Raw genomic sequence first — 24,482 nt, 5'->3', positions numbered from 1 at the left:
GCCCCGGTCTGGGGGGTGAACTTTTTCGGAGTTGCACAACAATGACAGTCCTTATCGACGCCTTGAACGGCGTTCTGTGGAATTACATCCTCATATACGGGCTTCTCGCGGTCGGTATTCTCTTCACCTTTCGCCTGGGCTTTCTACAGCTCCGCCACTTCCCCGAATTCTTCCGGGTCGTCTCCAAGTCCGAAACGACGGACAAACACGGCATCAGCCCCTTCCAGGCCCTGACCATCTCGCTCGCGTCCCGCGTCGGTACCGGCAACATCGCCGGCGTTGCCGTCGCACTGTCGCTTGGCGGACCCGGCGCCATCTTCTGGATGTGGGTCGTCGCGTTCCTCGGAATGGCGACGGCCTATGCCGAATCCACCCTCGCCCAATTGTACAAGGTCGAGAATGCCGAAGGCCAGTATCGCGGCGGCCCGGCCTTCTACATCGCCAGGGGTCTTCGTGCTCCCTGGGCAGGCAGCCTCTTCTCGATCTTCCTCATCCTGTCCTTCGGCCTTGTCTTCAACGCCGTGCAGGCGAATTCGATCGCCGATGCGATGGAAGGGGCTTTCGGCTTCGACAAGCTGTCGGTGGGCATCGCTGTCGCCATCCTGGCCGGCATCATCATCTTCGGCGGGATCCGTCAGATCGCCCGCGTCGCGGAAGTCATCGTGCCCCTCATGGCCGGGCTCTACCTGCTCCTGGCCATCGTCGTCGTGATCATGAACCTGTCGGAGATCCCCGGCGTCCTTGCCTTGATCTTCAGCCACGCCTTCGGGCTTCAAGAAGCCGCCGGCGGCGTCACCGGCGGTGTCCTGGCCGCGATGCTCAACGGGGTGAAGCGCGGCCTCTTCTCGAACGAGGCGGGGATGGGTTCGGCACCCAACATTGCCGCCGTCGCAACGCCGCAACCGCACCATCCATCGTCGCAGGGTTTCGTGCAGGCGCTCGGCGTCTTCATCGACACCATCGTCATCTGCACCTGCACCGCCATCATGATCCTTCTGTCGGACGTCTACCAGTTCGGCGGCGCGATCGAAGGCGCCACGCTGACGCAAAATGCGCTGAGTGAGCAGTTCGGTGCCTTCGGACTGTATTTCATTGCAGTGGCAATCTTCTTCTTTGCCTTCACTTCGATCATCGGCAACTTCGCCTATGCCGAAAATGCGATGGCCTTCCTGAGCGCCGATGGGAAGGTCCCCATGACGCTCCTGCGGCTCGCTGCCATGGCCATGGTCGTCTGGGGCGCCTATGAAAGCGTGGCGACCGTCTTCAACGCTGCGGATGCGTCCATGGGACTGATGGCAACCATCAATCTTATTGCGATCGTGCTCCTGTCGGGTACGGTGGTCAAACTGACCCGCGACTATTTCCGGCAGCGTGCAGCGGGCAAGTCGCCAGTCTTCGTAGCGGACGATTATCCGGAGCTGCAGGGCCGCATCGATAGCGATATCTGGTCAAAATGACGTCTGATGGTGTTCCGGTACCGGAACACCATCTCGCACTCTGCATAAGCATAGATTCTTTGTGAGCGTGTTGACGCAGCTCGCTTTAGCCCGCTATCCCGCTGGTGATAATTGGGGATCTGTGCTTACGTGGCAATAAGCTTAACTCTGCTATTCATCATTTCGGGCTTGTGCTTCTGGCTTCTGCGCCTGACCGGTGCGCGGCTCGGCACGGCGGCAGCGCTCATCCCCTTCGCCCTGTTCGTCTGGTTTATCCTCTATCTGCCGGACATCGGCAGTGGGTTCGAAGTCGTCGAAGACATCAGCTGGGTGCCTTCACTCGGAGTTTCGCTGACCTTCCGGCTGGACGGGTTCTCGCTGCTGTTCACCCTTCTGGTAACCGGCATCGGAACCCTGGTCGTCCTGTATGCCAACGCCTATTTCGCCGATGCGCCGGCCACCCGGCGCGCCAGCTTCATCGGCCTGATCCTCCTGTTCATGGCGGCGATGCTCGGGACAGTATGGTCCGACCATCTCATCGGCCTCTATGTGTTCTGGGAGCTGACTAGCCTCTTCTCCTATCTCATCATCGGCTTCGACGCCGCCAAGAAGGATGCGCGCAAGGCGGCCCTGCAATCGCTGATAGTCACCGCGGGCGGAGGACTGGCGCTCTTCGGCGGTATCCTCCTGATCGGCCTGACGCTGGATACCTGGTCCCTGTCGCAGATCGCCATGCGCGGCCCGGAGCTTGCCGCTTCGCCGCTCGCACCGGCCATCCTGGTGCTTGTGCTTATCGGCGCATTCACCAAGTCTGCGCAGTTCCCGTTCCATTTCTGGCTGCCCAACGCCATGGCCGCGCCGACCCCGGCCTCGGCCTTCCTGCACTCGGCCACCATGGTCAAGCTGGGCGTCTACCTTCTGGCCCGTTTGGACGCCCCCTTTTCCGCCATGCCCGCCTTCGGGCCGACGCTCGTCTTCTTCGGGGCGCTGACGCTGCTGGTCGCCGCGCTGCGCGCGCTGATGCAGGGCGGCTTCAAGGCCATCCTGGCGCAGTCGACCGTTGGCTCGCTCGGCCTGCTTGTCATGCTCATCGGCCTCGGCGGCACTGTCGCCAGCGTTGCGGTCGTCACCTTCATCCTTGCCCATGCGCTGTACAAGGCGGCCCTGTTCTTCTGCGCCGGGACGGCCATCCATGCGACGCACCAGCCCGACATCCTTGCCATGCGTGGCCTCAGCAGGCGCCTGCCGCTCACGGCAACGGCCTGCGTACTCGCGGCACTGGCGATGGCCGGCCTGCCGCCTTTGTTCGCCTTCATCGCCAAGGAGACGATCTTCGAGGCGATGCTGGGCGATCGTGCGGGTTACTTGCTCCTGGTCGCCGCAGTCGTCGGCAACGCGGCCTTCGTGATGATCGGCCTGACGGCGGCGCTGCGGCCCTTCCTACTTGGCTCGGGAGCCCCATCGAAAATCTATCACGGGGAATCGCCGGGCCTCGTCGCCGGGCCGCTGCTGCTCGGAGCGGCGGGCTTTCTGTTCGGCCTCTTTCCCAATGTCGCCGAACCGCTGACCAATGCGGCGGCCACGGCGATCGCGGGCCAGGAGGTCGCCTTTTCGCTGTATCTCTGGCACGGCGTCACGCCCATGCTGATGCTCAGCCTTGCCGTGGTGGCGCTCGGCGTCCTGCTCTACCTGGCCTGGCCGCTAGCCGTGCGCCGGCTCGGCAGCAATGTGGTGCTGGCCAGGCTCCTCGGCGACGCCGGATACAACCGCCTGTTCGAGGGCACGCTGGCGCTGGCCCGCCTGTCCACCCGCATGCTGCAGAATGGCGACCAGCACCGCTATACGGCGATCGTCCTAGCCACGGTCCTGGCCGTGTCGGCAGGGACGCTGGTTCTGGTCGCACCGTCGATGCAACTGGACCTGTCCATGGAAGGCTTCCGCCTAGCGCCGACCGCCGTGCTGATCCTGATGGTGGCCGGCGGCATGATCGCGACACGGGTGCGCTCGCTTCTGACCTCCGTCGTTTCCATGGGCATGATCGGCTTCGGCTCGGCGCTGATCTTCCTCCTGAACGGTGCGCCCGACCTCGCCCTGACCCAGTTTTCGGTCGAAGTACTGATCGTCCTGATCCTGACGGCGCTTCTTCTGCGCACTCCGGTTCGACTCGGTCATTCGCGCACCCGTTCCGAACGGGTCATGGATGCGGCGATGTCGGTGGGCTTCGGCCTCCTGCTCTTCGCCGGCCTCCTCGCCATGACCGGCGCGCCGCTCGACCTAAGCCTTTCCGAATTCTACGGACGCGCCTCCTATGCCGAGGCCTATGGCCGGAACGTCGTCAACGTCATCCTGGTGGACTTCCGCGCCCTCGATACGATGGGGGAAATCGCGGTGATCTGCCTGGCTGCCATCGGCGTCTGGGGAATGCTGCGTGTCCGTGGCGCGCATCGCAGGGGGAAATCCGCATGAGCTCGCTCGTCCTGTCGGCGATGTCCCGCATCATTTTCGTGATCATGTTCGCGGTATCGCTCTTTATTCTCTACCGTGGCCACAACTTCCCAGGCGGTGGCTTTGTGGGCGGCCTCGTGGCGGCTTCGGGATTTGCGGTTCTGGCACTTGCGGATGGCGCGGCGTCCGCACGCACGGCCTTGTATGTCCATCCCGTGGCACTAGCGGGTTGCGGCCTGACCATGGCCATTGTCAGCGGACTGCCGGGCCTGGTGACCTCGTCGTCCTACCTGACCCATTGGTGGCTGCACATCGGAAACTTCCACGCCGGCACTGCGCTTTTCTTCGATATCGGTGTCTATCTCGTCGTGATCGGCGGCGTCATGGCCATGGTGCTGCGCTTCTACGAGGAAACCGAAGCATGAACCTGATCTACGCGCTGGCGATCTCGGCGCTGGCGAGCTGCGGGGTCTACATGCTTCTGTCGCGCCACGTCATCCGCATCATCATCGGCGTCGCCATCCTGTCGGCGGCGGTCAATCTGGTGATCCTGTATAGCGGGCGGATCGTCAGCAGCCTTCCGCCCATCATGCCGGCCGACATGTCGGAACTGGGCATGGACACCGCAAACCCCCTGCCGCAAGCGCTGATCCTGACGGCCATCGTAATCGGCTTTGCCTTGACGGCTTTCGCATCGGCGCTGGCGCTCCAGCTCATGCGCTCGAACGGAGCCATCGATACGCGCGATCTGAACGACGCGGAGCGCCTCGGCAGCCCCTTCGACGCCGAGGAGCACCGTTGATGGGGGGCATGATGATGACGAACGCCGTCCTCTGGCCGGTCCTGGCGCCAGTGCTGGCCGCTGGCCTGACGGCGCTTCTGTGGAATTTCCGCAAGGCGCAGCGGATCGTTTCCCTGCTGGGCACGCTGGCGACGTTCCTCGCCGGTCTTTACCTGTTGCGGCGGGTGGATATGGATGGCGTCGTGGCCGTCCAGTTCGGTACCTGGGCAGCACCCTTCGGGATCAGCTTCGTGGCGGATCGGCTGGCCGCCGCCATGGCCGCCATCACCGGCCTCATGGCCCTCGCAACGATGATCTTCGGAACGGCCGACATCCGGCAGCGGGAAGAACGCGCCGGCTTCCACCCGCTCTTTAACGGGATGCTGGCGGGCGTCAACGGCGCCTTCCTGACGGGGGATATCTTCAATCTCTATGTTTGGTTCGAGATCATGCTCATCACGGCGATGGGCCTGCTCGCGATCGGCCGGACCCGCGCCCAGCTCGACGGCGTCTTCAAGTATGCCGTGCTGAACCTTTTGTCGACGCTCCTGTTCCTGATGGCCGTCGGTATGCTCTACGGCGTTTCCGGCTCGCTCAACATGGCCGATATCGCCCTGAAGCTGCGCGGCGCGGAACCCTCCCTGACGCTCGTCATCGTGGGCGTCCTCCTGTTCTGCGGCTTCGGCATCAAGGCGGGCTACTTCCCGCTGTTCTTCTGGCTTCCGGCCTCCTACCACACGGCGTCGATTACAGTGGCAGCCATCTTCGCCGGCCTTCTGACGAAGGTGGGCGTCTATGCCTGCTTCCGGGTCTTCACCCTGATTCTGCCCATGGAGACCTCTGGCCTCGGACCGGTGATAGCGGTGATCGCGGCCGGCACCATGGTGTTCGGCGTATTCGGGGCCGCGGTGCAATGGGATGTGAGGCGGATCCTGTCCTTCCACATTGTCAGTCAGATCGGATACATGCTCCTGGGCCTAGCTCTCGCGACACCCGCAGCGCTGGCGGGCGGCATCTTCTATATCGTCCACCACATCGTCGTGAAGGCGAACCTGTTCCTGATCGCCGGCGCCATCCATCGCGGCTCGGGCAGTTTCGATTTGCGCAGGAGCGGCGGCCTCCTGGCGGCCCACCCCATCCTGGCCGTCCTGTTCCTGATTCCCGCTTTGTCGCTGGGAGGCATTCCGCCCTTGTCGGGCTTCTGGGCCAAGTTCATGGTCATCGACGCTACGTTCAGCGCGGAGCGCTGGTGGCTTGCGGGCCTTGGGCTCTTCGTCGGCCTGCTCACCCTCTATTCGATGAGCAAGATTTGGGCCGAAGGCTTCTGGAAGCCCGCACCGCAGTGGCAGAAGCGCAGGCGCGCAGTTCCGGCGCCCTTCTACGCCGCGATCATGCTGCTGGCAGCCCTGACGGTCACCATCGGGCTCTTCGCGCAGCCATTCGTGGCCTTTGCCGAAGCGGCCGCCCAGCAGTTGGTGGACCCCACCCAGTACATCGAAACAGTGTTGGGCATGAGGATCGGCTGATGGCAAACTCGCTCGTCTCGCGCATCGCCGCCGGCTCGGAACTTTTCATCGTCTTCTTCCGGGAACTGATCACGTCGTCATGGGCGGTCGCACGCGCCGCCTTTGCGCGAGACCCGGCAACGCGCTCGGCGATCGTGGCCGTGCCCATCACGCTGAAGACGGACCTCGGCATCGCAACGCTGGCCAACATGATCACCCTGACGCCGGGCACCTGCTCGCTGCATGTCAGCGATGACCGCAAATGGATCTACGTCCATGCGCTCGATGCGCCGGACCCGGAGGGTCTCGTCAGCGGCATCGTTTCGACTTTTGAGGCGCGGATACGGAGGGTGGAACTATGATCGAACAGCTCGATCACATACTCAGTATAGTAAACGCCACGCTCGTCGCATTGCTGGTGGTTCCGCTGGCCATGACCTTCTGGCGCATGGCGCGCGGTCCCGGCTTTGCAGACCGGTTCATCGCTATCGATATGCTAACGGGCATTGCTATCACCCTTGCGGCCCTGACGGCCGATCTGACGGGCCGCCGCGAATTCTTGGATGTAGCAGTCGGCGTCGCGCTCATCTCCTTCGTGGCGACATGCGCCTTCGCGGCCTTCCTGGAACGGAGACTTTGATGAGCGCACTGCTTCTCCTCTTTGCCGTCGTCTTCAAGCTGATCAGCGTCGCCTTCATCTTCGCGGCCGCCCTTGGCCTTATCCGCTTTCGCGATCCATTCCAGCGCATGCATGCCGCAACCAAGGCGGGCACGGTCGGCGCAATCTTCGCGATCCTCGGAACCATATGCTCGATGCAAGGTGTCGGTCCAACAATTATTGGTGCCTTTGTCATAGCCTTCCTGTTGCTGACCGTTCCAATTGCAGGCCATCTGCTCGGCCGCGCGGCCTACACGTCGGGCGAGAAGATCGATGGACTCCTAGGCGATGACGCACTTTCCAGCGTGATCGAGCGGCAGGGATCCTCACTTGAGGAACGGATCGCAGTCGAACGGGAGCGCTAGGCCGCGTACATCATCGACTGTATCGAGGATTTGAAGGTGCGGACGCGACCCGGCCCGTTCAGGGAAGAGGCGAATCCCGGCGCAGTTTTTTCGCGCACGCGTCCAGCCTTTCGGCCTTGGATGCCTTCTGAGCATCAATCCGGTCCTGGTGGTGACGCCGGGTGGACCAGAATGCAAAGGCAATGAAGGCTGCGACGGCAACAATGACGAGAAGGTCGATCAGGGTCATGCATAGTGTCTCCGACGCTGGCGGCCCGACCAACGTTTTTCCAAGACCTGCATCCGCCCTTTAGCGCCTGCACCCGGCGTGGATATCGAACGCTTCCCCGCCTTTCGGCAAGATCGCCTGTTTCAAGACTGTGTGAAGGCTGCACGGCCGCAGCTACTCTTTTAATTCTGGGCTCTCGAGCAACCTGCGTGATCAAGCCGTAAAGTCTGCACCGTGTATCATCGGCATCGCGCGCCTCGGTATATATTGCAAAGGGCTGCTGTAGGCGGCATGTCTAATCACCGCCTTGTAGAGCGCATTGGGTGGCTGTGCGCAGCAATTCTCGACGCCAACGATGAGATGGGCCCAGCCGCCCGTTTTGTTGTCGACCCAACTGCAGCTTCAGCATCATCGAACGAGAAATCGTATCTTCGGAACTACTGGCTTGGCTGCTGCCGCGATGTAAAAGGTCGCCAGCGAGTACGTTTCAGTTAATTCGCGGTTGGATACGGAAAAGGCCAACATCCAACGCGAATAGCTGAACTCCGCAAAGAGCTAGCTGCAGAATTGCAAGCTTTTAAGCTTGTAAGCTTTCACGAAAATTGTGAGAACATAACCCGCTCGGCGCGCACCTCTGGGATGAGCTCGGCATGTCTGAGTGATCAAGCGAGAGTGCAATTCGCATGGACGTCTCGACTATATCAATATCTCCGGCGTCAATCACCACCGAAGCAAGAACGGCGAGAACGGTCTGACGAAACGTTGTTCTCCCTCAACAACCAAAATAAGGGTGCGCTGCAGCTGTTCGCGGGAAAGGGCTGAGCGTCCGGTTTGCAGCAAAGGCGGAGTTTGCCTAACGGTCTGAAAAGGGGCGCAAAGCAGTCATAGCGGCCGACCCCAATCAGCGCCGGCACTTGTTGTAACGTCAGCATTTAGGCGGATGGCCGGACGTGTCACTTTTGGCGAATTTGAACCAGATGTGACGGCGGTGCCGTGTCGTTTGGCACCCAACCTCAGGGTATACCGTGACGCGATAGATCTCTGCACTAGCCATCTACAGTGTAGGCGGCTCGCTTTGTGTTTAAGATCCCTTCTTTGGACGAAGGATCGGATGGCTCCCTTCAATGTCACGTTCCATGAAAAGCCTACCCTCCTCAACTGTCAGGCGCGCGTGATGGATGGCAGTCCGGCGCGCCGCAACGGTTTGCGGGCCGGTCGCCTGTACCAGTTCGTCCCATTCCGGGTGTGTAAAGTAAAAGAGCGCCGCATGACCGTCGAAGGCCTCGACATCGGCATGACGCACATAGCGTCGGTCGCCGGAATCGGCACCTGGCAGATCTCCGATCATGCCCTGCCTATGCCACTTGAGGCAATCATCGGATCGGTAGACGGCCTGCCCTCGCCATTCGTCGACGATCATCCAGTACCAACCGCCGAGCTTAAAGACATTCGGCCCTTCATGAGGCGCAGCGTTCGGCAGCCCGGCGATCACCCTGCCCTCGACCGTCCATGAAAACAGATCGCGGCTGGTAGCGCTCCAGGTGCTGGAGCCGTCTGCTTCATCCTTGTACCACATGCGCCAGAGGCCATCGGGGCAATGGAAGATGCAGGCGTCGATAACCCGGTTGCTGGACAGCTCGACCGAACCATGGCGTGTCCAACGCGCAAGGTCGGGACTGGTCAGATGGATGATTGAGCGGTCATGGCCGGCGGTCGTGGAGTCGGGTGAGCCTTCGATATAGGTCAGGTACATATGATAGACGTCGCCGTCGCGGATGATTTCGGGCGCCCATTTGGTGTTCCGGCCCGGATGGGCAGGATTGTCGAGACCGTCGACCGTGCCGCGATAATGCCATGACGCGCCATCGTCGGGCGACACCGCCACCCCGATCTCCGTGCCGTGAATCCACTTTTTTCCACCTGCCACCGAGGGGCGGCGGTTGGTGTAGAACATCCACCAGTCACCGGTCTTCCGGTTCCGGATAACGGTCGGGTCGGCTGCACCATCCTCGAGCGGATCGCGAAAGATTTGCCTGGACACGGAAAGCCGACCCTAGTTTTCGTTGTTGTCGTAGACGCGAAGCAGGCGGCCGTCCGGCTGCTCCATTAAACGACTCGGGCGCCCGGCCAGCGCCGTCACCTCACGGATTGCCGCACGGTTTGTGTCGAGCCGCCCTTCGCCCGCGTCTTCCGTCGAAAGAACGCTGTCTTTCAACAGGCGCGAGTAGGCATGTTCGGGAGCATCCAGAACGGCGCGCGCCGGCCCCATCTCCACGATGCGGCCCCGTTGCATGATCATCAGCCGGTCTGAGATGTAGTAGGCGGTCGCCAGATCGTGCGTGATGTAGATGACCGATACGCCATGATCGTCCCGCAGGCTTCGCAGCAGGTTGACGATGCTCATCCGAAGCGACGCATCCACCATCGACACTGGCTCGTCGGCAATCAGCAGGCGCGGGTTGGGGATCAGCGCCCGGGCGATGGCCGTGCGCTGCAACTGGCCGCCGCTCATTTCATGAGGGAAGCGGCCACCGATCTCGGCCAGGCTCAGACCCACCTTTTGCAGGGCGGTATCGCTTGCTTGTGCGATCACCTTGCGGTCCCTCGTCTTCAGGAAGCGGCGCGCGGTGCTTTCAAGATAGCGATCCACGCGTTTCAGCGGGTTGAACGCCTCGAACGGGTTCTGGAACACGGGCTGAACATGCGACATGTACTCCAGCCGCTTGCGCCGCCCGTCCTTGCGGCTGACACGCTCTCCGCGAACGCGGATTTCCCCTTCGGTCACGTCTTCGAGACCAAGGATCATCCGCGCCAGCGTCGTTTTTCCGGAACCGCTTTCCCCGATGATCGTGAAGATCTCAGGCTTGTCGGCGCTCAACGAGAACGACGCATCGTTCACCGCGTTGACGATACGGCGCGCCAGCAGGCCGCCGGTGGAGAAGCGTTTGTAGACGCCGGCAACATCGAGCAAAGTGGTCATGCCGAGACCCCCGCGCGATGGGCGCTCCCGACCAGTGGCTTCACATCCTGCCAGCGCCAGCAGGCCGTTCTGTGGTCGCGCGCCACCGTTTCGAGGGGCGGCACGCTGCTGCGGCATTTTTCTACGGCCAGAGGGCAGCGCGGATGAAAGCGGCAGCCGCTCGGCGGATTGGAAAGGTTGGGCGGCCGGCCCTCCAGCGAGGGTCGCTGCGACGTGTCGCCGATCCGCGGCAGGCTGGCCACCAGATGCGCGGTATAGGGGTGTTTGGGTGCGAAGAACATGTCCCGCGTCGGGCCGTCCTCGACCAGCTTGCCGGCGTAGACGATGCCCACCCTGTCGGCGATATTGGCATGAACGCTCATATCGTGCGTCACGAAGATCACCGATGCGCCCATGGCCTTGCGCAAGTCCCGGATGAGGCTAAGCACTTCCTTCTGAACGACGACATCGAGAGCCGTCGTCGGCTCGTCGGCCAGAATGAACTGCGGGTGGCACACCGTCGCCAGCCCGATCGTGACGCGCTGGCGCATGCCGCCGGACAGTTCGTGCGGAAAGGCCCGCAGAACATCCGGCCCCAGGCCAAGCATCGCCAGATGCTCCGTGACGCGCGTCCTGAATGGCTCACCCTTCAGACCGAGCGGCCGGCTGGCGAAATCCTCGAAGGTCTTGCCGATGCGCCTTACGGGATTGAGCACGCTCATCGAGCCTTGCATGATGTAGGACAGGCGCTTCCACCGGATGGCGTCCACCTGTTCGGGCGATGCCTTCGTCAGGTCGATGCACATATCGCCGAAATCATAGGCGACCGTACCGTCCACAACCCGCATGGGTGGGCGTATCGCGGCCGCCAGCACCTTCAACAGGCTCGACTTGCCGGACGAGCTTTCGCCCGCGATGCCGTAAACCTCGTTGCGGCGCACGGCCATCGTCAGGCCGTCGACCGCGCGGACCTCGCGGTTCACGCCGAAATAGCCCATCTGATAATAGGCCTTGAGGCCCTCCACCGTCAGGATATTCTCGCTCATGGCCCTCAGCCCCCCATCCTGCGCAGCCGGCTTCGCGGATCGATATATTCGTTGGTGCTGACCGCCAGCAGAAACAGGCCAAGGAAGGTCATCATCACCAGAATGATCGGGATGACGAGCCACCACCACACGCCCACGACCATGGCCGAATGCGAGTTGGCCCAATAGATCACCGTACCGATCGTCGGTTCGTTGATATTGGTGAAGCCAAGCACCGCCAACGTAACCTCCAACCCGATCGACCAGAGCATGTTGTTCATGAAGGTCGAAAACACGATCGGCATGACGTAGGGCAAATGCTCCTGCGCCAGCACGCGGGGTGTCGACATGCCAGAAAACACGGCATGCCGCGTGAACTCGCGGTGTTTGAGGCCGATCGCGACGGAGCGGATCAGCCGCGCATCGTAGGGCCAGCCGAAACAGGCCATCAGCAGTGCAAGGGTGAAGCTGTCCATGCTGTCGCGCAGGACGAAGTAGAACAGTACGAGCACCGGAAAGATCGGCAGAGCAAGGAAGATATCGTTGACGAACATCAGGGCCCGGTCCACCCAGCCGCCGAGATAGCCGGATGCAAGCCCGACGCAGATGGATATGATCCGGCTGATAAGCGCCACGGTGAAGCCGAAGATCAGGCTGTTGCGGAACGCGAACGACAGTTGCCAAAACAGATCCTGACCGCGTGAATTGGTGCCGAACCAATGCTCCCATGAGGGCGGCTGATCGGGGATAACCGTATAGAGCATCGCCGGATCATTGGGCGAAAACAGGCTGGCGGCCGAGAAGAGGATGATGGCGCCCAGCAGAAGAAGACCGAACGCAAATTCGATATTGTATCGGATGAGGTCGCGCAGGACAGCGAACATGCCGGTCACTCCGTGCGAATGCGAGGATCGAGCAGCGGATACAGCAGATCGACGATGAAGATCGTCGTTGCCACCGCAACGATGGACACGGTGGAAACCGCCAGGACCACCGAGTAGTCACCGCCGAACACGGCATCGATCAGCAGCGAGCCGAGACCCGGATAGTTGAAGACCTGCTCGGTGATGATGGTGCCGGAAAAGACGGTGCCGAGCGCCATCGCAAGGCCGGTGATCTGCGGCACGAGCGCGTTGCGCATGACGTAGGAGCGAATGATGCGCGGACGGCGCACGCCTGCCAGCTCGGCATAGGTGACGTAATCCTCCGTCACGATGTTCGAAACCAGGGCCCGCATGCCAAGGAACCAGCTGCCGAACCCCACAAGCACCAGCGAGATGGCGGGCAGCAGCGAATGCAGAAAGACGGACGAGGCGAACGCCCAGTTCAAACCCGGCGATACATTCATGCCGAAGCCACCGGAAATCGGCAGGACCGGCCAGACGAAGCCGAAGATCAGAAGCAGAATGAAGGCAACCACGTAATAGGGTATCGGCTGCAGGGTTACGGCCAGCATTCCGAGCGCCTTGAGGATCGCATTGTTTTGCCGGTAGCCGGCCATGCCGCCCAGGATATTGCCGATGGCGAAGGTGATAAGCGTCGATACGAAGAGCAGGCAGAACGTCCAGGGCAACGCCTGCCAGACCAGCGTCATGGCTGGCGTCGGAAACGCAATGATGGAGGGACCGAGATCGCCCACGAAGACGCGCTTCCAGAAGGTTATGTATTGCTGGACCGGCGATGCGTCGCGCCCGTAGAGGTCCGTCAGCGTGGCGCGCATCTGCTCAACGGCATCAGGACTGAAATTCGCCTGATTGATGATGCGCCCGAGCGCCGTTTCGACCGGGTCGATCGGCGACAGGTGGGTAATGAAGAACGCCGCCGATACGCCGAAGAAGATGACCGCGAACAGAAGAAGCAGACGGCCGGCCACAAAGCGAAGGTAAGGATTCATCGTGGTGCTCCACTGGGAGACGCCCGAACGGCGGAGAGGCTCGTCGTCATGAAAGCGAAAGGCAAGCGCGTAGCGGAACGGGGCGCCCGGCGGTCGGGCCGGCATTGCGCCCCGTCCGCCGATGCATAAGAAAGCGCAAGCGCCTCAGCCTGCCGGCCGGATCTGGGTCAGGACATACCGGCTGTTGCCCCAGTTGGTGACGGGGTTGGCGTAAGGCTGGTCGGCGCTCGGCCACCCGGTCCAGTACCGGTTCGATTGGATGGCGAAAACGTTGTACGCCATGATCGGAATGATCGGCATTTCGTCGATATAGTATTTGACGAATTCGTGCCCCAGCTCCAGCGTCCTCGGGTCGGAAAAGTCGATCCGCCGAATCTCCTCGATGATCTCGTCCTGCCTCGGGGTGCTGTAGCGCATAAGATTGCGCGGCGGCTGCGCCGTGCCCCGCTGCGAAACGAAGTCCGAGTGATAGCTGTCGAGAAAGAAGCTGAGATCCGGGTGGCCACCGTATGTTTCCACGGCCCAGCGGACGCAGGCGACGTAGTCGCCGGCGGTCAGCCGCTCGCGAACGTCGGGTGCCGGCTCGGGCGTCACCTGAATTCCCTGCTGCGACCACAACTGCGCCATCAGGCTGCCAAGGCGGTTGACGACGCCGTCCGTTGGCATCATCAGGCTGAAGCGAAACGGCTGCCCGTCGGGCAGAAGCCACTGGCGGCCCGACTGCGTCAGCCCGGCTGCCGTCAGAAGCTCCGTAGCCGCCTCGATATCCTGCTTCCACCAGCCATAGCCGAAGGCGCGCCGCACCTCCGCCTCGTCGCTCGGAACGCCGTCTCCGAACTGGCCACGCACCATATCCGCGATCTGCAGCGGCACCGCCGCGTCATACGGCTTGATCTTGCGTGCGCCGAGATCGAGCTCGTAATCCATAAGATATTGCTGCAGTGGCTCGTGATAGTCGCGCGGATGCGTACCGGTCGGCGGGACGGCGATCGCCGAAAGCGTGGCTGCCCCGCGATAGCTGGCCATGCTCATTGCACGCGCATCCAACATGAGGGCCAGTGCCCAGCGCACTCGCTTGTCCTGAAAGATCGGCATACCCTGCTGGTTGAACATGGCGTGGATCAGGGTGGGGTCCGGATGGGCATAAGGGAAGCCCTTGAACCACCCTTGGGTCTGCGGATCCTGCTGGATGATCGAGAAGGCGCCTTCCGGCGTCAGATCGTGGATCATGTCGAGATTGCCGTTGCGCATCTCGATCAGGCGGTTGTCGATAGAGATGTTGTTGCGATAGATCGCCCTTTCCGGAGCGGGCTCGCCGACGACGCCAAGCGAGGTGCGATCCCAGTCCGACCGCTTGTTCCAGATGAACCAGGTGCCGTTGGGGTCGAAGCTGTCGAGCGTATAGGCGCCGATGGACACAGGCGGGTTGAACGGGAAGTTCAGGACGTCGTCGACGCCCTCGAACACATGCTTCGGCATGATCCAGCAGGCGCCCCAGCGCACCGAGAAGATGGCGTGGAAGCGGGAATTCGGCTCTTTCAGCTCGAATACGACCGTTGCCGGATCCTGTGCCGTGACGGAATCCACCTGCGTCGAGAAGGTGCTGGACCAGATCATGCCCGGCGTTTCGATCTGTTTGGTGACGGTATAGACAACGTCGTCGGCCGTGAACGGCGTGCCGTCGCTCCAGAGCAGATTGTCGCGCAGGCGTACGGTCATGCGCTTGAAGTCGTCCGAATATTCCCAGGGGCCGGCCGCCAGCGAATGGTAGATGCCGTCGTCGATCTGCCCCTCGATGCCCGCATCCGGGTCGATGTACCATAGCGTGTCCATCGCGAGCTGCTGAAGCCCGTTCATAATGCCGCCTCCGGCATTCACCCAGATATTGAACCACCCCGGGTTGCGGATGGCTGATTCAGGGTTCTGAATAATGATCGTTCGCTCGCGCGGAATATCGCCCAGCGTGGGTGCGGCGGCATCCTGCGCCCAGCTCCACCCGCCGGTTGCAACCAGAAGGGCGCCGGATGCCGTGCCCGTCAGAAACTCTCGCCTGCGCATCGTTCCTCCCCGCGGGCCGTGCCCGTCTTCACCTGCGTGAACGGTCTTTGCCATTCTTGCAGCAAACCTAATTTACGCGGACCTATCGGTCAACAAACTTTCCGATATAAACCCGTTTTCATGATATCTAGTTCGGGCATGTCGGACCTCCCCGCCATGCCTGCTAAGATCGTATGTAGCTAAATGGAAAGGCGAACCATCTGGTAGGAATAGGGAGGCAGCGAGAGCGACAGTCCCTTACTTCCAAGTAGCGCCCCTGCCCCTTTGCGCGGCGCCACTTCCATGGGGTTTTCCGCTGTGTTGATTGCCCGGAGATCCGGATGCGTCATAACCTGGTGATCGATGATTTCGCGCCCGGTAAAGCCCTGTAGGTCGATGGTGGTGTCGATCGCCTCGTCCGGGTTGCGGTTGACGATGAAGAAGGTCAGCGTACCTCCATCTTCGTCATGCACGCCGGCGATATCCACGTACGGCGTCTCGGCCGCATGCTTGCTTTCATAGGAAGGCGAGCGCACAGGCATCTGCAACGCCACGCCCCGGCCGTATACGGACGCGAAATAATACGGATAGTAGATCGTCTGCGCCCAGGCCGGGCCGCCCTTTTCCGTCATGATCGGGGCGATCACGTTGACGAGCTGGGCGATGCAGGCGATGCGCACGACGTCCGACCGGCGGATGAAGGTGTTGATCACCAGCCCAACCATCAGCACGTCTTCGAAATTGTAGATATCTTCCAGTAGCGCCGGCGCATGCGGCCAACCATGATGTCCGTCGCGGATGGCGCGGTCCTGCTGCATGGAATGGTACCAGACATTCCACTCGTCGAAGCAGATGCGCACATCGCGCTTCGAGCGCTTCTTGTGCTTGACCTGCCGGATGGTGGAGGCAACCGTTTCGATGTAGCGATCCAGCTTTTCGCTCAAGGCGAGGTAGTTGGCCGTATCGCTTTCCGGGTTGCGGAAATACATGTGCAGGCTGACATAATCGACATGATCATAGGTATGCTCGAGTACGATCCGCTCCCAGTCGGGAAAGGTCGGCATATCCGAATGTGACGACCCGCAGACGATCAGCTCGAGCGAGCTGTCGAACATGCGCATCGCCCGCGCCGTGTTGGCGGCCAGCCGGCCATATTCGTCGGCATCCTTGTGGCCGACCTGCCAGGGGCCGTCCATTTCGTTGCCGAGGCACCACATCTTGACGTTCCACGGCTCGGCACGTCCGTTCTTGATGCGCAAGTCGCTCCAGTAGGTGCCGCCTGGATGGTTGCAGTATTCCAGGAAGTTGCGGGCCTCGTCGACACCGCGTGAGCCGAGATTGACGGCCAGCATCATCTCGGTCCCGACGGTCGCGCACCAGTCGGCGAATTCATGGATTCCGACTGCGTTGCTTTCAGCCGTATGCCAGGCAAGGTCGAGCCGTACCGGCCTGTTCTCACGCGGACCGACGCCATCTTCCCAATTGTAAGCGGACACGAAATTGCCGCCGGGGTAGCGCACGACAGGACAATTCAGGTTGCGAACCAGTTCAGCGACATCGCCGCGCATGCCATCGGCATCCGCAGTCGGATGGTCGGGCTCGTAGATTCCCTCATAGATCGCGCGTCCCAAATGTTCGAGAAACGCGCCATACAGGCGGTCGTCGATCTTCGAAACGACGAAATCCGTATTGGCGATGGCATAGGCTTTCATACCGCCCTCCCTTGCAGCAGACAAACTGATACGTATCAGATAATCCGTTGTGCAACAGCCGCAAGGCATTGGCAAGGGCGGATCGTCCCTGTCAGCGCACAATCCGAGGTTTCTTCAGTTCCCGGTTTGCAGACGCAGGACGATATCCTGGTCGTAGTTCCCGAACCCACGGCCGAAAATGTTCATGCCGCCGGGACGGCGTGCATCTGCCTTCACTGCGATACGCACGCGGATCGAGTGATGCGTGGCCAGATCGAGGTCCGCGATGGCGATCGGAGAGACGCGCAACCCATCGACATAGGTACCGTCGGCCGTGACGCGCCAGCTTTTCAGCTTGCCATACTGGCTGCCTTTCAGCTTCCACCAGCTTGGGGTGTACACGCCGCGCTTGTCGCCGAAGTCGCCTGGAGATGTCCAGGTGCCGATCTCGCGGCCATTGATCGACATGGTAATGTCACTTGGCCAGTCGGAAGCTGTGCCCGGCACCTCGGAGCTCAGTTCCAGCGATACTTCCAGCCCGTCCACCGTGCTGCGCGTCAAGTGTGCGTTGTTGGGAAACTGATACTCGACATATCCCCGCGTAAACCAGATCAACCCGGCGTTCATGCGTTCGGGGTTCAGGAAGGTGTCGGGCACATCGAGCAGGCCGATGATGCCGCTAGGCGAGCAAAGCCCGCAAGGAGCCGTAACCTCGCAGCTCGTGTAGAGGCCGAGCGGCATGCTCACCTCGATCATGTTCTCGCGTTGCTTGGCCACGCCTTCCTTGAACATGACAAGGATTTCGTCGAACAGGGAATAACAGATCTTCTGACTGCCCTTGCGGGCTTTCTGCGCATCGGTCCGGATCAGGCCGGCCGATTCTAGGATCTGCAGGTTGGTAGATACGGTCGACTGCGGCAGGCTCAGCCGTTCGGAAATATCGTTTCCGTTCATGCCGCCTTCGGTATGCAGGAGTTTGAGGATGCGCACGCGGGTTTCCGATGCGAGCCCCCTTATGATCTCCTGACCTTCTTCCGGATCGACGACGAGAAAATTGCGGCTCACGAAACTACCTCACGACCAAGTATGTACAGCTCGGTCATAAAACGCATTTGATTGCATATCAAGTTTTCGGGTATAAATCACTCTTGAAGACAGCAGTCCGTCGATCAGAAGGGGAAGCCCAAAGTCGCTCTTTTGTCCACAGGGCGGGTACCTAATCACCAAAATGAACCGCAGTCATAGAGCTGTTAGCCGGTCCAGAATCAACTTGCCGGAAAACCATGCTACCCTTCTCATGCCCGCCTCCCCGTCGTGGGGCCGCAGAGCCATGATGATATGCCTGGCGATCAGGACCGACAATGTCCAAGCCAACGGGCCATGAAGCATGTCGGCGGGAGCGGTCAGCCACGGCATTTCTCGGCCGGTGGCGGGAATAAGCGTAGCCCCCAATGGTCATAGCCTTTCCCGTTTCCATATGCGCGACGTAGCGCAAGAGCGGGAACCACGAACATGAGCACGTTGAAGATTATATGAACACCGCGCGCCAACTCGGACCACACTGAACCGTCCGGTTGCCGGCGACGTTTTCGGTTAAGGAATGCCCAGCAGAACCTCGGAACAAAGATTGCAAGGACGAGCACGCCGACTGTCCCATGATAGGGTCCAAAGTTGGAGATCGTGCGCATGAACTCTCCATCACCGAGGATGCGCCAACCAAGCAATGTGGTGAATTGCCAGCCGAGGAGGTAGGCGGCAGCCCAGTGCAGGCACCGGCTCACCAATCCATAACGCGCATCGGTATCCCGCCATCTTCCCGACCCGCTGACCTTGTGCCCGGTTATGCGCTGAGGTGCTCGATCAGGATTGATGCGCCCAGCAACACAAGGGCAACGCCTGACATGCCCTCCGCGATCCGGCCGAACCGTTCTCCGATCAGGCGGCCGACGAGCATGCCGCCGGATGACATGAGAAACGTTGCCAGACCGATCGCGATTGCGATGACCACGATGTTGACGTCGAGAAACGCCAGCGACACACCCACGACCATAGCGTCTAGGCTCGTACCGATAGCCGTCGCGAGAAGAACGGTCATCGATCGTCCGACCGGCGCATCTTGCTCCTTCTTGACAAGGGCGGAGAAGAGCATGTGCAGGCCGACGGCGCCGAGCAGTCCAAATGCAATCCAGTGATCGACTGCCTCGACAAAGCTGCTTGCGGCAACGCCGGCAGCCCAACCGATGACCGGCGTGATTGCCTCAACAATACCGAAAACCGCTTCTGTGCGAAGGGTTTCGGAAAAGCGGGGCTGCCCGATCGCAGCACCGCGTCCAACCGAGACGGCAAAGGCGTCGACTGACATGCTGACTGCGAGTACGGCAATGGTAAAGGGAGACATGAGAACAACCCAACGGACATGCGGAACCGGGCGCCCGTCGCACCTGTCCGCAAGCGGTGAAACGGTTGCCACGGTCTTGCTGGGCCTGTTCGGCTGAACGCGCCACGTGCTCGTGCACGAGTGTGTTGACGCGCCCCCGTTTCGCAACGGTAGCTACTCCCCGATAAGGGGCGTCCTACAACATCAAAGCCAAATTGGCAAACAGTATCAATATCTTAAATGTCTTTGATTTGCATTTGCAACTGGCGGCGACAAACAATTTCGTCCTTACCACGTCGCTCCCTTGTAACGGATTAATGAGTCGAACAGGTAAATTCACGGAAGCCGCAGAAGAACTGGCAGGACATCCGAACGCTGTAGGTACTCGACGAACTCGAAGGCTGGTTTCGCAGCGAAGAAGACGAGGCCATCTTGAAACGTCGTGTATAGCCTCCCGGTTGAAATGGTGAGTACGGGCTCATCTCGCCATCCTTGTATCGATGGCCAAAAACGTGGGACACGCTGTAGGTAAGTCTCATATGGTGCCCCGAACGCGCTACTCAGGAAGCGCTCTTCCCGTCGAATGACGAGTTGAAATGCTACGACCGATCCGATGAAGAACAGCAAGGACAGGATAATGCTGCCTGTCTGCGCACCGACCCCGCCCGCAGCGACGCTCGAGAAGAGATACAGCGGATTGCGCGTTATCGAATATGGGCCCACATCCACCAGCACCGCGCTCTTACGGTTCCCGATGTATAGCGTACACCATAGTCGGCCAAGTATGCCGATGACGATGAGACCTAAGCCAACAGCCTCGATGTTATCGTGTCGCGCTTCACTTCCCTTCGACCCGACGAAGAGCAGGCCGGCCGAAATCAGCATGATAAGGACCGCCAGTACAATTCGGCGATAGTGCTGAAACTGAGATAGGGTCATGCTATCCTGGATCCTGTTGGTGCACCGGGAAATACGCAGGTCTCAACAGCCCGAACACGGCGCTAGGCTGGTTGCAGTTCAGATAAGCTCAGGTACTGGAAGCTAGCAATGCTGAACCCACGAGTTCACAGCGAACGCCACCTTGTAGCGCGAATTGGTTGGCTCCGGGCAGCGATCCTCGGCGCAAACGATGGGATCGTCTCAACCGCCAGCCTCATTGTCGGCGTAGCTTCAGCCTCAGCATCCACAAGCGCCATTCTGATCGCCGGGACAGCTGGCCTAGTAGCTGGCGCGATGTCCATGGCGGCCGGCGAGTACGTCTCAGTCAGTTCGCAGCTGGACACGGAAAAGGCTGACATTGAACGCGAGACTAAGGAACTGCGCGAAGAGCCGGCGGCGGAATTGGAGGAGCTTGTGAGCATCTATGAAAATCGCGGCTTGGAACGAAACCTTGCAGTCGAGGTGGCGCGGCAACTGATGGAACATGACCCGCTCGGCACGCATCTGCGGGACGAGCTCGGCATGTTCGAACAGGCGACGGCCCGGCCTGTGCAAGCAGCTTTGACATCTGCGGCGGCATTTTCCATAGGAGCAGCCTTGCCACTTCTGGCCGCTGTGCTCGCACCTGCCAATCTCACCAGCTGGGCCGTGTCAGGTTCAGCACTGGTATCGCTCGCAATACTCGGATTTGTTGGCGCTGCGGCAGGCGGCGCGGGAATGGCGAAGGCTGCTGCACGGGTCACATTCTGGGGCGCGCTCGCAATGACAGTTACGGCCGCAATTGGTGCGATCGTAGGAACGGCGGTGGGGTAGCTCGATCCCCATGGCCTGACACGTGCTGACTTCGCCAATCATGTCAGCAAAGGTTTCAAATTTGTATAGTTCGGGAAATGCTGTTGCGATGTAACTGTGGTCTCTTCGTCGCGGGTGTCAATCGCAGCCGTCAGAAAGTGGACCAGCAGCATGTCTTACGTTGATCGACAAGGTAGCTCATGGACGCGGCTAAGCCGTGTACTTCATTGGGTAATCGTCGCGCTCATCCTCCTGCAATGGTTGGAGTCCGAGTACATGGAGGGTCTTTGGGACGCCACGACCGAGGGCGCTGCACTGAACTCAACTATTCAAACGTTCGGGTGGGTACACATTGTTGCTGGTACGTCTGTCCTGGTAGCTGCCGTCATCAGATTGGCTGATCGCATCAAAAATGGCCGCCCGCCCTACCCTGTTAACGAACCGAGCTGGGCCACGCTGCTTGCGAAGATCACACACGCGGGGATCTACGCCTGCCTTTTAGCAATGCCATCCTTGGGGCTTGCTGCTTGGTTAACGGAGTCTGATGAGCTTGCGGGCTTCCACACCCTGCTTTGGACGCCATTGCTCGTGCTCATCGGCGTTCATATCGCTGGCGCGCTGTCGCAGCACTTCATTTTCCATAGTGACGTGTTACGGCGTATGGTCAGGTGACCGACTAAGCTGTCCTAAAGGTAGAGCCGCTGTCGTCCGGCCGCTGATATTGAGGCAAAAGCGCAGCACTGTGGGGAAAGCCATTTGGATTTTATGAACCTTTTGAAATCCGTTGAGGAGCTCCTCTACGAGATTGTTTCTTGGCTTCTCTTCTACCCTTTGACTTTTTGGCGGTGCGTGCGCCGGCCCCAGTATATGATGAGTTATGCGCAGCTTGAACTGACGGGAGACCCGAAGTCACGCTTTGCGGAAGCACTCAGCCCGCCAATATTTTTGTTCCTGACACTAGCGATCGCCCATCTCGTTGAGCTGCGCTATGCGATACCCACGCGTGAGTTGACCGGCATATTGGCAGACGGGCGCAACCTTCTTGTTTTCCGCGCCGTCCTATTCAGTCTGTTTCCACTCCTGTTTTCAGTGCAGAGCGTCCGCCTGAAAGGACTGGCTGTCACGCGCGATACGCTCCGCCCAGCTTTTTACAGCCAGTGCTATGTCGCAGCGCCCTTCGTACTAATCTTCGATATCGCAACAACGGTTGGGCGGTACGGCTCAATCGGAGAGGTTGTAACCGGTTCCGCCGTCTTCGCGCTTGGACTACTCTGGTACGCGGCGGTACTGACGCGTTGGTTTACAGCGCACGCTGGCGTCAGGGCACTTTCGGCACTTTTGCGAGTTCTGGGAACGCTACTAGTCGGCGCCATGCTCATGCTTGGACTGACGTTGATCGTAGCGATTGCTACCGCGAACACCTAATCAATTCACTACAAGCTAGCGCGTCCGCTCATATTGGTCTGAAACGCGAAGCTAACTTGCAAAGATTTTGCCGAACTCTGATGCGTATCTGTCCCACGTGGAAAAGCGGGATCGTCTGCTGCTTCCACCGTCAGAGGACGATCGCCTTGCGGTCAAACCGCCGAAGGCTTCTGGGCTTGATGCGCAGAAGCGCTACCTCGTTATGAGGTTCAACGCGTTGGGTTAACTTCAGCCCTCAAAAAGGGCCGGTATTGAACAAGAGCTACGCGAAACCCGCGGGGCTAATCTGTTGTGGGCCGCCGCCACGGCAACACGAGCGCTCGAGGCCGCCACATGGGGCTGCCTTCGTCGCGCTAGACGGACCACCGGAATTCCACCAAACGCGCGTTAACGATGCCTTCTCGGCCGATTCAGAGACCATCTGCATCGCGATCGTCGACCGCCAGCCACGCGACCTTCGTTGATACGGCATCAGCGGCTGCAACGAACGCTTCGTCCGGCCGGCGCAAATACCGGGACGTCACGCCCCGGCTGGCATGGCTCAGGAGGCCGCCGATGATCGCATCTGAGTATCCAAGGCCGGCTGCTACCGTTGCGAACGTGTGCCGAATGGTATGCCTGCTCGCGCTGTCGATCTCAGCAGCTTCGAAGATCTTCCGCGACACTCGCTTGATGCCTTGATAGCTGCCGCTCCCACGCAGTACAGGAAAGACGAACGGGGAGCCAACTTAACGAGCTCAGGCGTTAAGGAAATCAAGAGCGGCTTTCCTACAGGTCGAACGCTCCTCCCGGTTTTTGTGTCGCCCAAGCGAAGGCACTGGACCTCATCATCGATCTCGGACCATTGCAAGTTAGCGATCTCGCCCACTCGGCACCCCGTCAGGCAGAGAAGCTCAGTTATTGCCACCGCGTATGGGTGCATGCCTTCTCTGCCCGCGCGCAGCCCTTTGCCAAGCGTCCCAGTTTCCCTTTCGCGAGCTTTGACGGGTAGCGAAGGGTGGCAAGGCAGGCGCTTGTCCATCCATCGCATCAGTATGTCTGGAAGGCGCCGAAACCCTTCGCCAGGATGGGCCCGGTCGGCAGCCCGGTTGGCGATCCACCCTCGGGCTCGAGCGTGATCTCGTAGAGCTGGTCGTTTGCCGGCGGCGGCAGGTTGAAATCGTCCAGCCGTGTCACGCGGGAGTCCGGCAAGAGATCCATGGATCTGGGGCCCATATCGGCAGAGGGCAGCGTCCACACCTGCATCACGCGATCGTCCGGCACCTCGACGGCCGCGAGAAAGCGAAGACGCGCGGTATCGTCTCCGAAATCTTCCACCATCGCCCGCGGGACGCCTGCATCATCCAGAAGAATAGCAACGACCCGCGGTTCGACAGAGGCTGCCTGCCAGCCGATCCCAAGCCCAGCGGCCAGCGCCAGCATGGCCGCCGCCGCAGCCGGCAGTACCGTGCGCCGCACCATCGACTTGCTGCCGGCCGCAGTCCGGGTAGCCCGAGACTCAAGCAATAACAAGGGATTGCGTGGGCGGACTGTACAGTATGACTGCACAACATGCCCCTTACTATGTCTGGTGCGTTTTGAGCGTGCCTTTCGTAGACTGTTCCATTCGCGGTTTAAGAGTATGCAGACGACACGTGATGAGGACCGGGGGCAAGGCGACTACACAGTGCAAGCCAAGATCGTTCTCGAGCGGATCAGGAAGTCACCTTCATCGATGAGCAAAATTTCACACGGCCGGCTTGATGTCCGCTTCTAGGAACGTATGGGTGCGCCGTGAACGACTGGGTTGGGGCGCAAAGCGGACGTTTAAGAAAGGCTCGGCGGCGGGATCACCCGGCCGGAAAATTTTTGATCCCCCGCCGGCGGCACACTACCCCAGCATGCGGTTTTAAGTTGACCCGATCGTGTCCCATGGAGTGGTGTAGCTTAGACGACCACGGCTCAT

The 24,482-nt window shown here is 60.6% G+C and carries 26 protein-coding genes and 1 riboswitch; of the genes, 11 read left to right on the top strand and 15 right to left on the bottom strand.

Annotated features, from left to right (window positions below):
• Nucleotides 1-41 precede the first annotated feature (41 nt).
• From NDN16_RS11255 to mnhG, 8 genes are all read left to right on the top strand, one after another.
• The gene (locus NDN16_RS11255) at nt 42-1,457 is read left to right on the top strand and encodes an alanine/glycine:cation symporter family protein (RefSeq protein ID WP_192386147.1); all 1,416 of its coding nucleotides are present in this window, start codon (nt 42-44) and stop codon (nt 1,455-1,457) included.
• 129 nt (nt 1,458-1,586) lie between these two features.
• The gene (gene mbhE / locus NDN16_RS11250) at nt 1,587-3,902 is read left to right on the top strand and encodes a hydrogen gas-evolving membrane-bound hydrogenase subunit E (RefSeq protein ID WP_206688143.1); all 2,316 of its coding nucleotides are present in this window, start codon (nt 1,587-1,589) and stop codon (nt 3,900-3,902) included.
• A complete protein-coding gene (locus NDN16_RS11245; protein WP_192386146.1) occupies nt 3,899-4,306 on the top strand; it encodes an MnhB domain-containing protein in 408 nt (135 codons plus the stop codon). The genes mbhE and NDN16_RS11245 overlap by 4 nt, the downstream gene beginning before the upstream one ends.
• A complete protein-coding gene (locus NDN16_RS11240; protein WP_192386145.1) occupies nt 4,303-4,683 on the top strand; it encodes a sodium:proton antiporter in 381 nt (126 codons plus the stop codon). Before NDN16_RS11245 ends, NDN16_RS11240 begins: the two co-directional genes overlap by 4 nt.
• On the top strand, nt 4,683-6,188 hold the full coding sequence (locus NDN16_RS11235) for a Na+/H+ antiporter subunit D (protein WP_192386144.1): 1,506 nt from the start codon (nt 4,683-4,685) through the stop codon (nt 6,186-6,188). Before NDN16_RS11240 ends, NDN16_RS11235 begins: the two co-directional genes overlap by 1 nt.
• Nucleotides 6,188-6,529 (top strand): Na+/H+ antiporter subunit E, encoded by a 342-nt coding sequence (locus tag NDN16_RS11230; RefSeq protein ID WP_192386143.1) that lies wholly within the window; start codon nt 6,188-6,190, stop codon nt 6,527-6,529. The genes NDN16_RS11235 and NDN16_RS11230 overlap by 1 nt, the downstream gene beginning before the upstream one ends.
• The gene (locus tag NDN16_RS11225) at nt 6,526-6,807 is read left to right on the top strand and encodes a monovalent cation/H+ antiporter complex subunit F (protein WP_192386142.1); all 282 of its coding nucleotides are present in this window, start codon (nt 6,526-6,528) and stop codon (nt 6,805-6,807) included. Before NDN16_RS11230 ends, NDN16_RS11225 begins: the two co-directional genes overlap by 4 nt.
• On the top strand, nt 6,807-7,190 hold the full coding sequence (gene mnhG / locus NDN16_RS11220) for a monovalent cation/H(+) antiporter subunit G (RefSeq protein WP_251113704.1): 384 nt from the start codon (nt 6,807-6,809) through the stop codon (nt 7,188-7,190). The genes NDN16_RS11225 and mnhG overlap by 1 nt, the downstream gene beginning before the upstream one ends.
• A gap of 58 nt (nt 7,191-7,248) precedes the next feature.
• Here mnhG and NDN16_RS11215 read toward each other — a convergent pair whose 3' ends face one another.
• From NDN16_RS11215 to NDN16_RS11165, 12 genes are all read right to left on the bottom strand, one after another.
• Nucleotides 7,249-7,419, bottom strand: coding sequence for a hypothetical protein (locus NDN16_RS11215; RefSeq protein ID WP_192386141.1), 171 nt, complete (start codon nt 7,417-7,419; stop codon nt 7,249-7,251).
• Nucleotides 7,420-8,479: 1,060 nt separating this feature from the next.
• Nucleotides 8,480-9,352 (bottom strand): family 43 glycosylhydrolase, encoded by an 873-nt coding sequence (locus NDN16_RS11210; protein WP_192386140.1) that lies wholly within the window; start codon nt 9,350-9,352, stop codon nt 8,480-8,482.
• A gap of 99 nt (nt 9,353-9,451) precedes the next feature.
• A complete protein-coding gene (locus tag NDN16_RS11205) occupies nt 9,452-10,378 on the bottom strand; it encodes an ABC transporter ATP-binding protein (protein WP_192386139.1) in 927 nt (308 codons plus the stop codon).
• Nucleotides 10,375-11,403, bottom strand: a complete 1,029-nt coding sequence (locus tag NDN16_RS11200) for an ABC transporter ATP-binding protein (RefSeq protein WP_192386138.1) — start codon at nt 11,401-11,403, stop codon at nt 10,375-10,377. The genes NDN16_RS11205 and NDN16_RS11200 overlap by 4 nt, the downstream gene beginning before the upstream one ends.
• Nucleotides 11,404-11,408: 5 nt before the next feature.
• Nucleotides 11,409-12,266, bottom strand: a complete 858-nt coding sequence (locus NDN16_RS11195) for an ABC transporter permease (protein ID WP_192386137.1) — start codon at nt 12,264-12,266, stop codon at nt 11,409-11,411.
• Between the two features lie 5 nt (nt 12,267-12,271).
• The gene (locus NDN16_RS11190; RefSeq protein ID WP_192391746.1) at nt 12,272-13,276 is read right to left on the bottom strand and encodes an ABC transporter permease; all 1,005 of its coding nucleotides are present in this window, start codon (nt 13,274-13,276) and stop codon (nt 12,272-12,274) included.
• Nucleotides 13,277-13,420: 144 nt separating this feature from the next.
• Entirely contained in the window at nt 13,421-15,334 is a 1,914-nt protein-coding gene (locus tag NDN16_RS11185; RefSeq protein WP_192386136.1) for an ABC transporter substrate-binding protein, read from the bottom strand.
• A gap of 179 nt (nt 15,335-15,513) precedes the next feature.
• Nucleotides 15,514-17,025, bottom strand: coding sequence for an alpha-N-arabinofuranosidase (locus NDN16_RS11180; protein WP_192386135.1), 1,512 nt, complete (start codon nt 17,023-17,025; stop codon nt 15,514-15,516).
• Between the two features lie 114 nt (nt 17,026-17,139).
• A complete protein-coding gene (locus tag NDN16_RS11175) occupies nt 17,140-18,069 on the bottom strand; it encodes an ArsR/SmtB family transcription factor (RefSeq protein ID WP_192386134.1) in 930 nt (309 codons plus the stop codon).
• 338 nt (nt 18,070-18,407) lie between these two features.
• Complete coding sequence (locus NDN16_RS21105; RefSeq protein ID WP_192386133.1) at nt 18,408-18,785, bottom strand: cytochrome b/b6 domain-containing protein; 378 nt, start codon at nt 18,783-18,785, stop codon at nt 18,408-18,410.
• Nucleotides 18,786-18,844: 59 nt separating this feature from the next.
• Nucleotides 18,845-19,402 carry a manganese efflux pump MntP gene (locus NDN16_RS11170; protein ID WP_192386132.1) on the bottom strand — a complete coding sequence of 186 codons (558 nt, stop codon included), beginning with the start codon at nt 19,400-19,402 and terminating at the stop codon, nt 18,845-18,847.
• A riboswitch (yybP-ykoY riboswitch) is annotated at nt 19,391-19,576 on the bottom strand. Its footprint overlaps the gene before it by 12 nt.
• Nucleotides 19,577-19,717: 141 nt before the next feature.
• Nucleotides 19,718-20,320 carry a methyltransferase family protein gene (locus tag NDN16_RS11165; protein WP_192386131.1) on the bottom strand — a complete coding sequence of 201 codons (603 nt, stop codon included), beginning with the start codon at nt 20,318-20,320 and terminating at the stop codon, nt 19,718-19,720.
• Between the two features lie 108 nt (nt 20,321-20,428).
• Between NDN16_RS11165 and NDN16_RS11160 the strand changes: the two genes are divergently transcribed.
• From NDN16_RS11160 to NDN16_RS11150, 3 genes are all read left to right on the top strand, one after another.
• The gene (locus NDN16_RS11160) at nt 20,429-21,133 is read left to right on the top strand and encodes a VIT1/CCC1 transporter family protein (RefSeq protein WP_192386130.1); all 705 of its coding nucleotides are present in this window, start codon (nt 20,429-20,431) and stop codon (nt 21,131-21,133) included.
• Between the two features lie 150 nt (nt 21,134-21,283).
• On the top strand, nt 21,284-21,784 hold the full coding sequence (locus tag NDN16_RS11155; RefSeq protein WP_192386129.1) for a cytochrome b: 501 nt from the start codon (nt 21,284-21,286) through the stop codon (nt 21,782-21,784).
• Nucleotides 21,785-21,868: 84 nt separating this feature from the next.
• On the top strand, nt 21,869-22,537 hold the full coding sequence (locus NDN16_RS11150; protein WP_192386128.1) for an MFS transporter permease: 669 nt from the start codon (nt 21,869-21,871) through the stop codon (nt 22,535-22,537).
• Nucleotides 22,538-22,947: 410 nt separating this feature from the next.
• Here the strand turns inward: NDN16_RS11150 and NDN16_RS11145 are convergent, their stop codons facing one another.
• From NDN16_RS11145 to NDN16_RS11140, 3 genes are all read right to left on the bottom strand, one after another.
• Complete coding sequence (locus NDN16_RS11145; protein ID WP_281413065.1) at nt 22,948-23,211, bottom strand: hypothetical protein; 264 nt, start codon at nt 23,209-23,211, stop codon at nt 22,948-22,950.
• Nucleotides 23,124-23,459 (bottom strand): tyrosine-type recombinase/integrase, encoded by a 336-nt coding sequence (locus NDN16_RS21100; RefSeq protein WP_353050216.1) that lies wholly within the window; start codon nt 23,457-23,459, stop codon nt 23,124-23,126. The genes NDN16_RS11145 and NDN16_RS21100 overlap by 88 nt, the downstream gene beginning before the upstream one ends.
• Before the next feature lie 107 nt (nt 23,460-23,566).
• The gene (locus NDN16_RS11140; protein ID WP_192386126.1) at nt 23,567-23,998 is read right to left on the bottom strand and encodes an anti-sigma factor; all 432 of its coding nucleotides are present in this window, start codon (nt 23,996-23,998) and stop codon (nt 23,567-23,569) included.
• Nucleotides 23,999-24,482 lie beyond the last annotated feature (484 nt).

It is taken from the genome of Aureimonas altamirensis, assembly GCF_023702225.1.
In the GTDB taxonomy this organism is placed as follows: domain Bacteria; phylum Pseudomonadota; class Alphaproteobacteria; order Rhizobiales; family Rhizobiaceae; genus Aureimonas; species Aureimonas altamirensis_B.
The sequence above is the reverse complement of the archived record's forward strand: the minus strand, read 5'-3'. Positions and strand labels throughout refer to the sequence as shown.

Bases quoted from the DNA above. Each gene is read 5' to 3' on its own strand.
- NDN16_RS11255 (WP_192386147.1), top strand. From the start codon at position 42: ATGACAGTCCTTATCGACGCCTTGAACGGCGTTCTGTGGAATTACATC.
- NDN16_RS11245 (WP_192386146.1), top strand. From the start codon at position 3,899: ATGAGCTCGCTCGTCCTGTCGGCGATGTCCCGCATCATTTTCGTGATC.
- NDN16_RS11240 (WP_192386145.1), top strand. From the start codon at position 4,303: ATGAACCTGATCTACGCGCTGGCGATCTCGGCGCTGGCGAGCTGCGGG.
- NDN16_RS11235 (WP_192386144.1), top strand. From the start codon at position 4,683: ATGGGGGGCATGATGATGACGAACGCCGTCCTCTGGCCGGTCCTGGCG.
- NDN16_RS11230 (WP_192386143.1), top strand. From the start codon at position 6,188: ATGGCAAACTCGCTCGTCTCGCGCATCGCCGCCGGCTCGGAACTTTTC.
- NDN16_RS11225 (WP_192386142.1), top strand. From the start codon at position 6,526: ATGATCGAACAGCTCGATCACATACTCAGTATAGTAAACGCCACGCTC.
- mnhG (WP_251113704.1), top strand. From the start codon at position 6,807: ATGAGCGCACTGCTTCTCCTCTTTGCCGTCGTCTTCAAGCTGATCAGC.
- NDN16_RS11215 (WP_192386141.1), bottom strand. From the start codon at position 7,419: ATGACCCTGATCGACCTTCTCGTCATTGTTGCCGTCGCAGCCTTCATT.
- NDN16_RS11210 (WP_192386140.1), bottom strand. From the start codon at position 9,352: ATGTTCTACACCAACCGCCGCCCCTCGGTGGCAGGTGGAAAAAAGTGG.
- NDN16_RS11205 (WP_192386139.1), bottom strand. From the start codon at position 10,378: ATGACCACTTTGCTCGATGTTGCCGGCGTCTACAAACGCTTCTCCACC.
- NDN16_RS11200 (WP_192386138.1), bottom strand. From the start codon at position 11,403: ATGAGCGAGAATATCCTGACGGTGGAGGGCCTCAAGGCCTATTATCAG.
- NDN16_RS11195 (WP_192386137.1), bottom strand. From the start codon at position 12,266: ATGTTCGCTGTCCTGCGCGACCTCATCCGATACAATATCGAATTTGCG.
- NDN16_RS11190 (WP_192391746.1), bottom strand. From the start codon at position 13,276: ATGAATCCTTACCTTCGCTTTGTGGCCGGCCGTCTGCTTCTTCTGTTC.
- NDN16_RS11185 (WP_192386136.1), bottom strand. From the start codon at position 15,334: ATGCGCAGGCGAGAGTTTCTGACGGGCACGGCATCCGGCGCCCTTCTG.
- NDN16_RS11180 (WP_192386135.1), bottom strand. From the start codon at position 17,025: ATGAAAGCCTATGCCATCGCCAATACGGATTTCGTCGTTTCGAAGATC.
- NDN16_RS11170 (WP_192386132.1), bottom strand. From the start codon at position 19,402: ATGTCTCCCTTTACCATTGCCGTACTCGCAGTCAGCATGTCAGTCGAC.
- NDN16_RS11165 (WP_192386131.1), bottom strand. From the start codon at position 20,320: ATGACCCTATCTCAGTTTCAGCACTATCGCCGAATTGTACTGGCGGTC.
- NDN16_RS11160 (WP_192386130.1), top strand. From the start codon at position 20,429: ATGCTGAACCCACGAGTTCACAGCGAACGCCACCTTGTAGCGCGAATT.
- NDN16_RS11155 (WP_192386129.1), top strand. From the start codon at position 21,284: ATGTCTTACGTTGATCGACAAGGTAGCTCATGGACGCGGCTAAGCCGT.
- NDN16_RS21100 (WP_353050216.1), bottom strand. From the start codon at position 23,459: ATGCACCCATACGCGGTGGCAATAACTGAGCTTCTCTGCCTGACGGGG.
- NDN16_RS11140 (WP_192386126.1), bottom strand. From the start codon at position 23,998: ATGGTGCGGCGCACGGTACTGCCGGCTGCGGCGGCGGCCATGCTGGCG.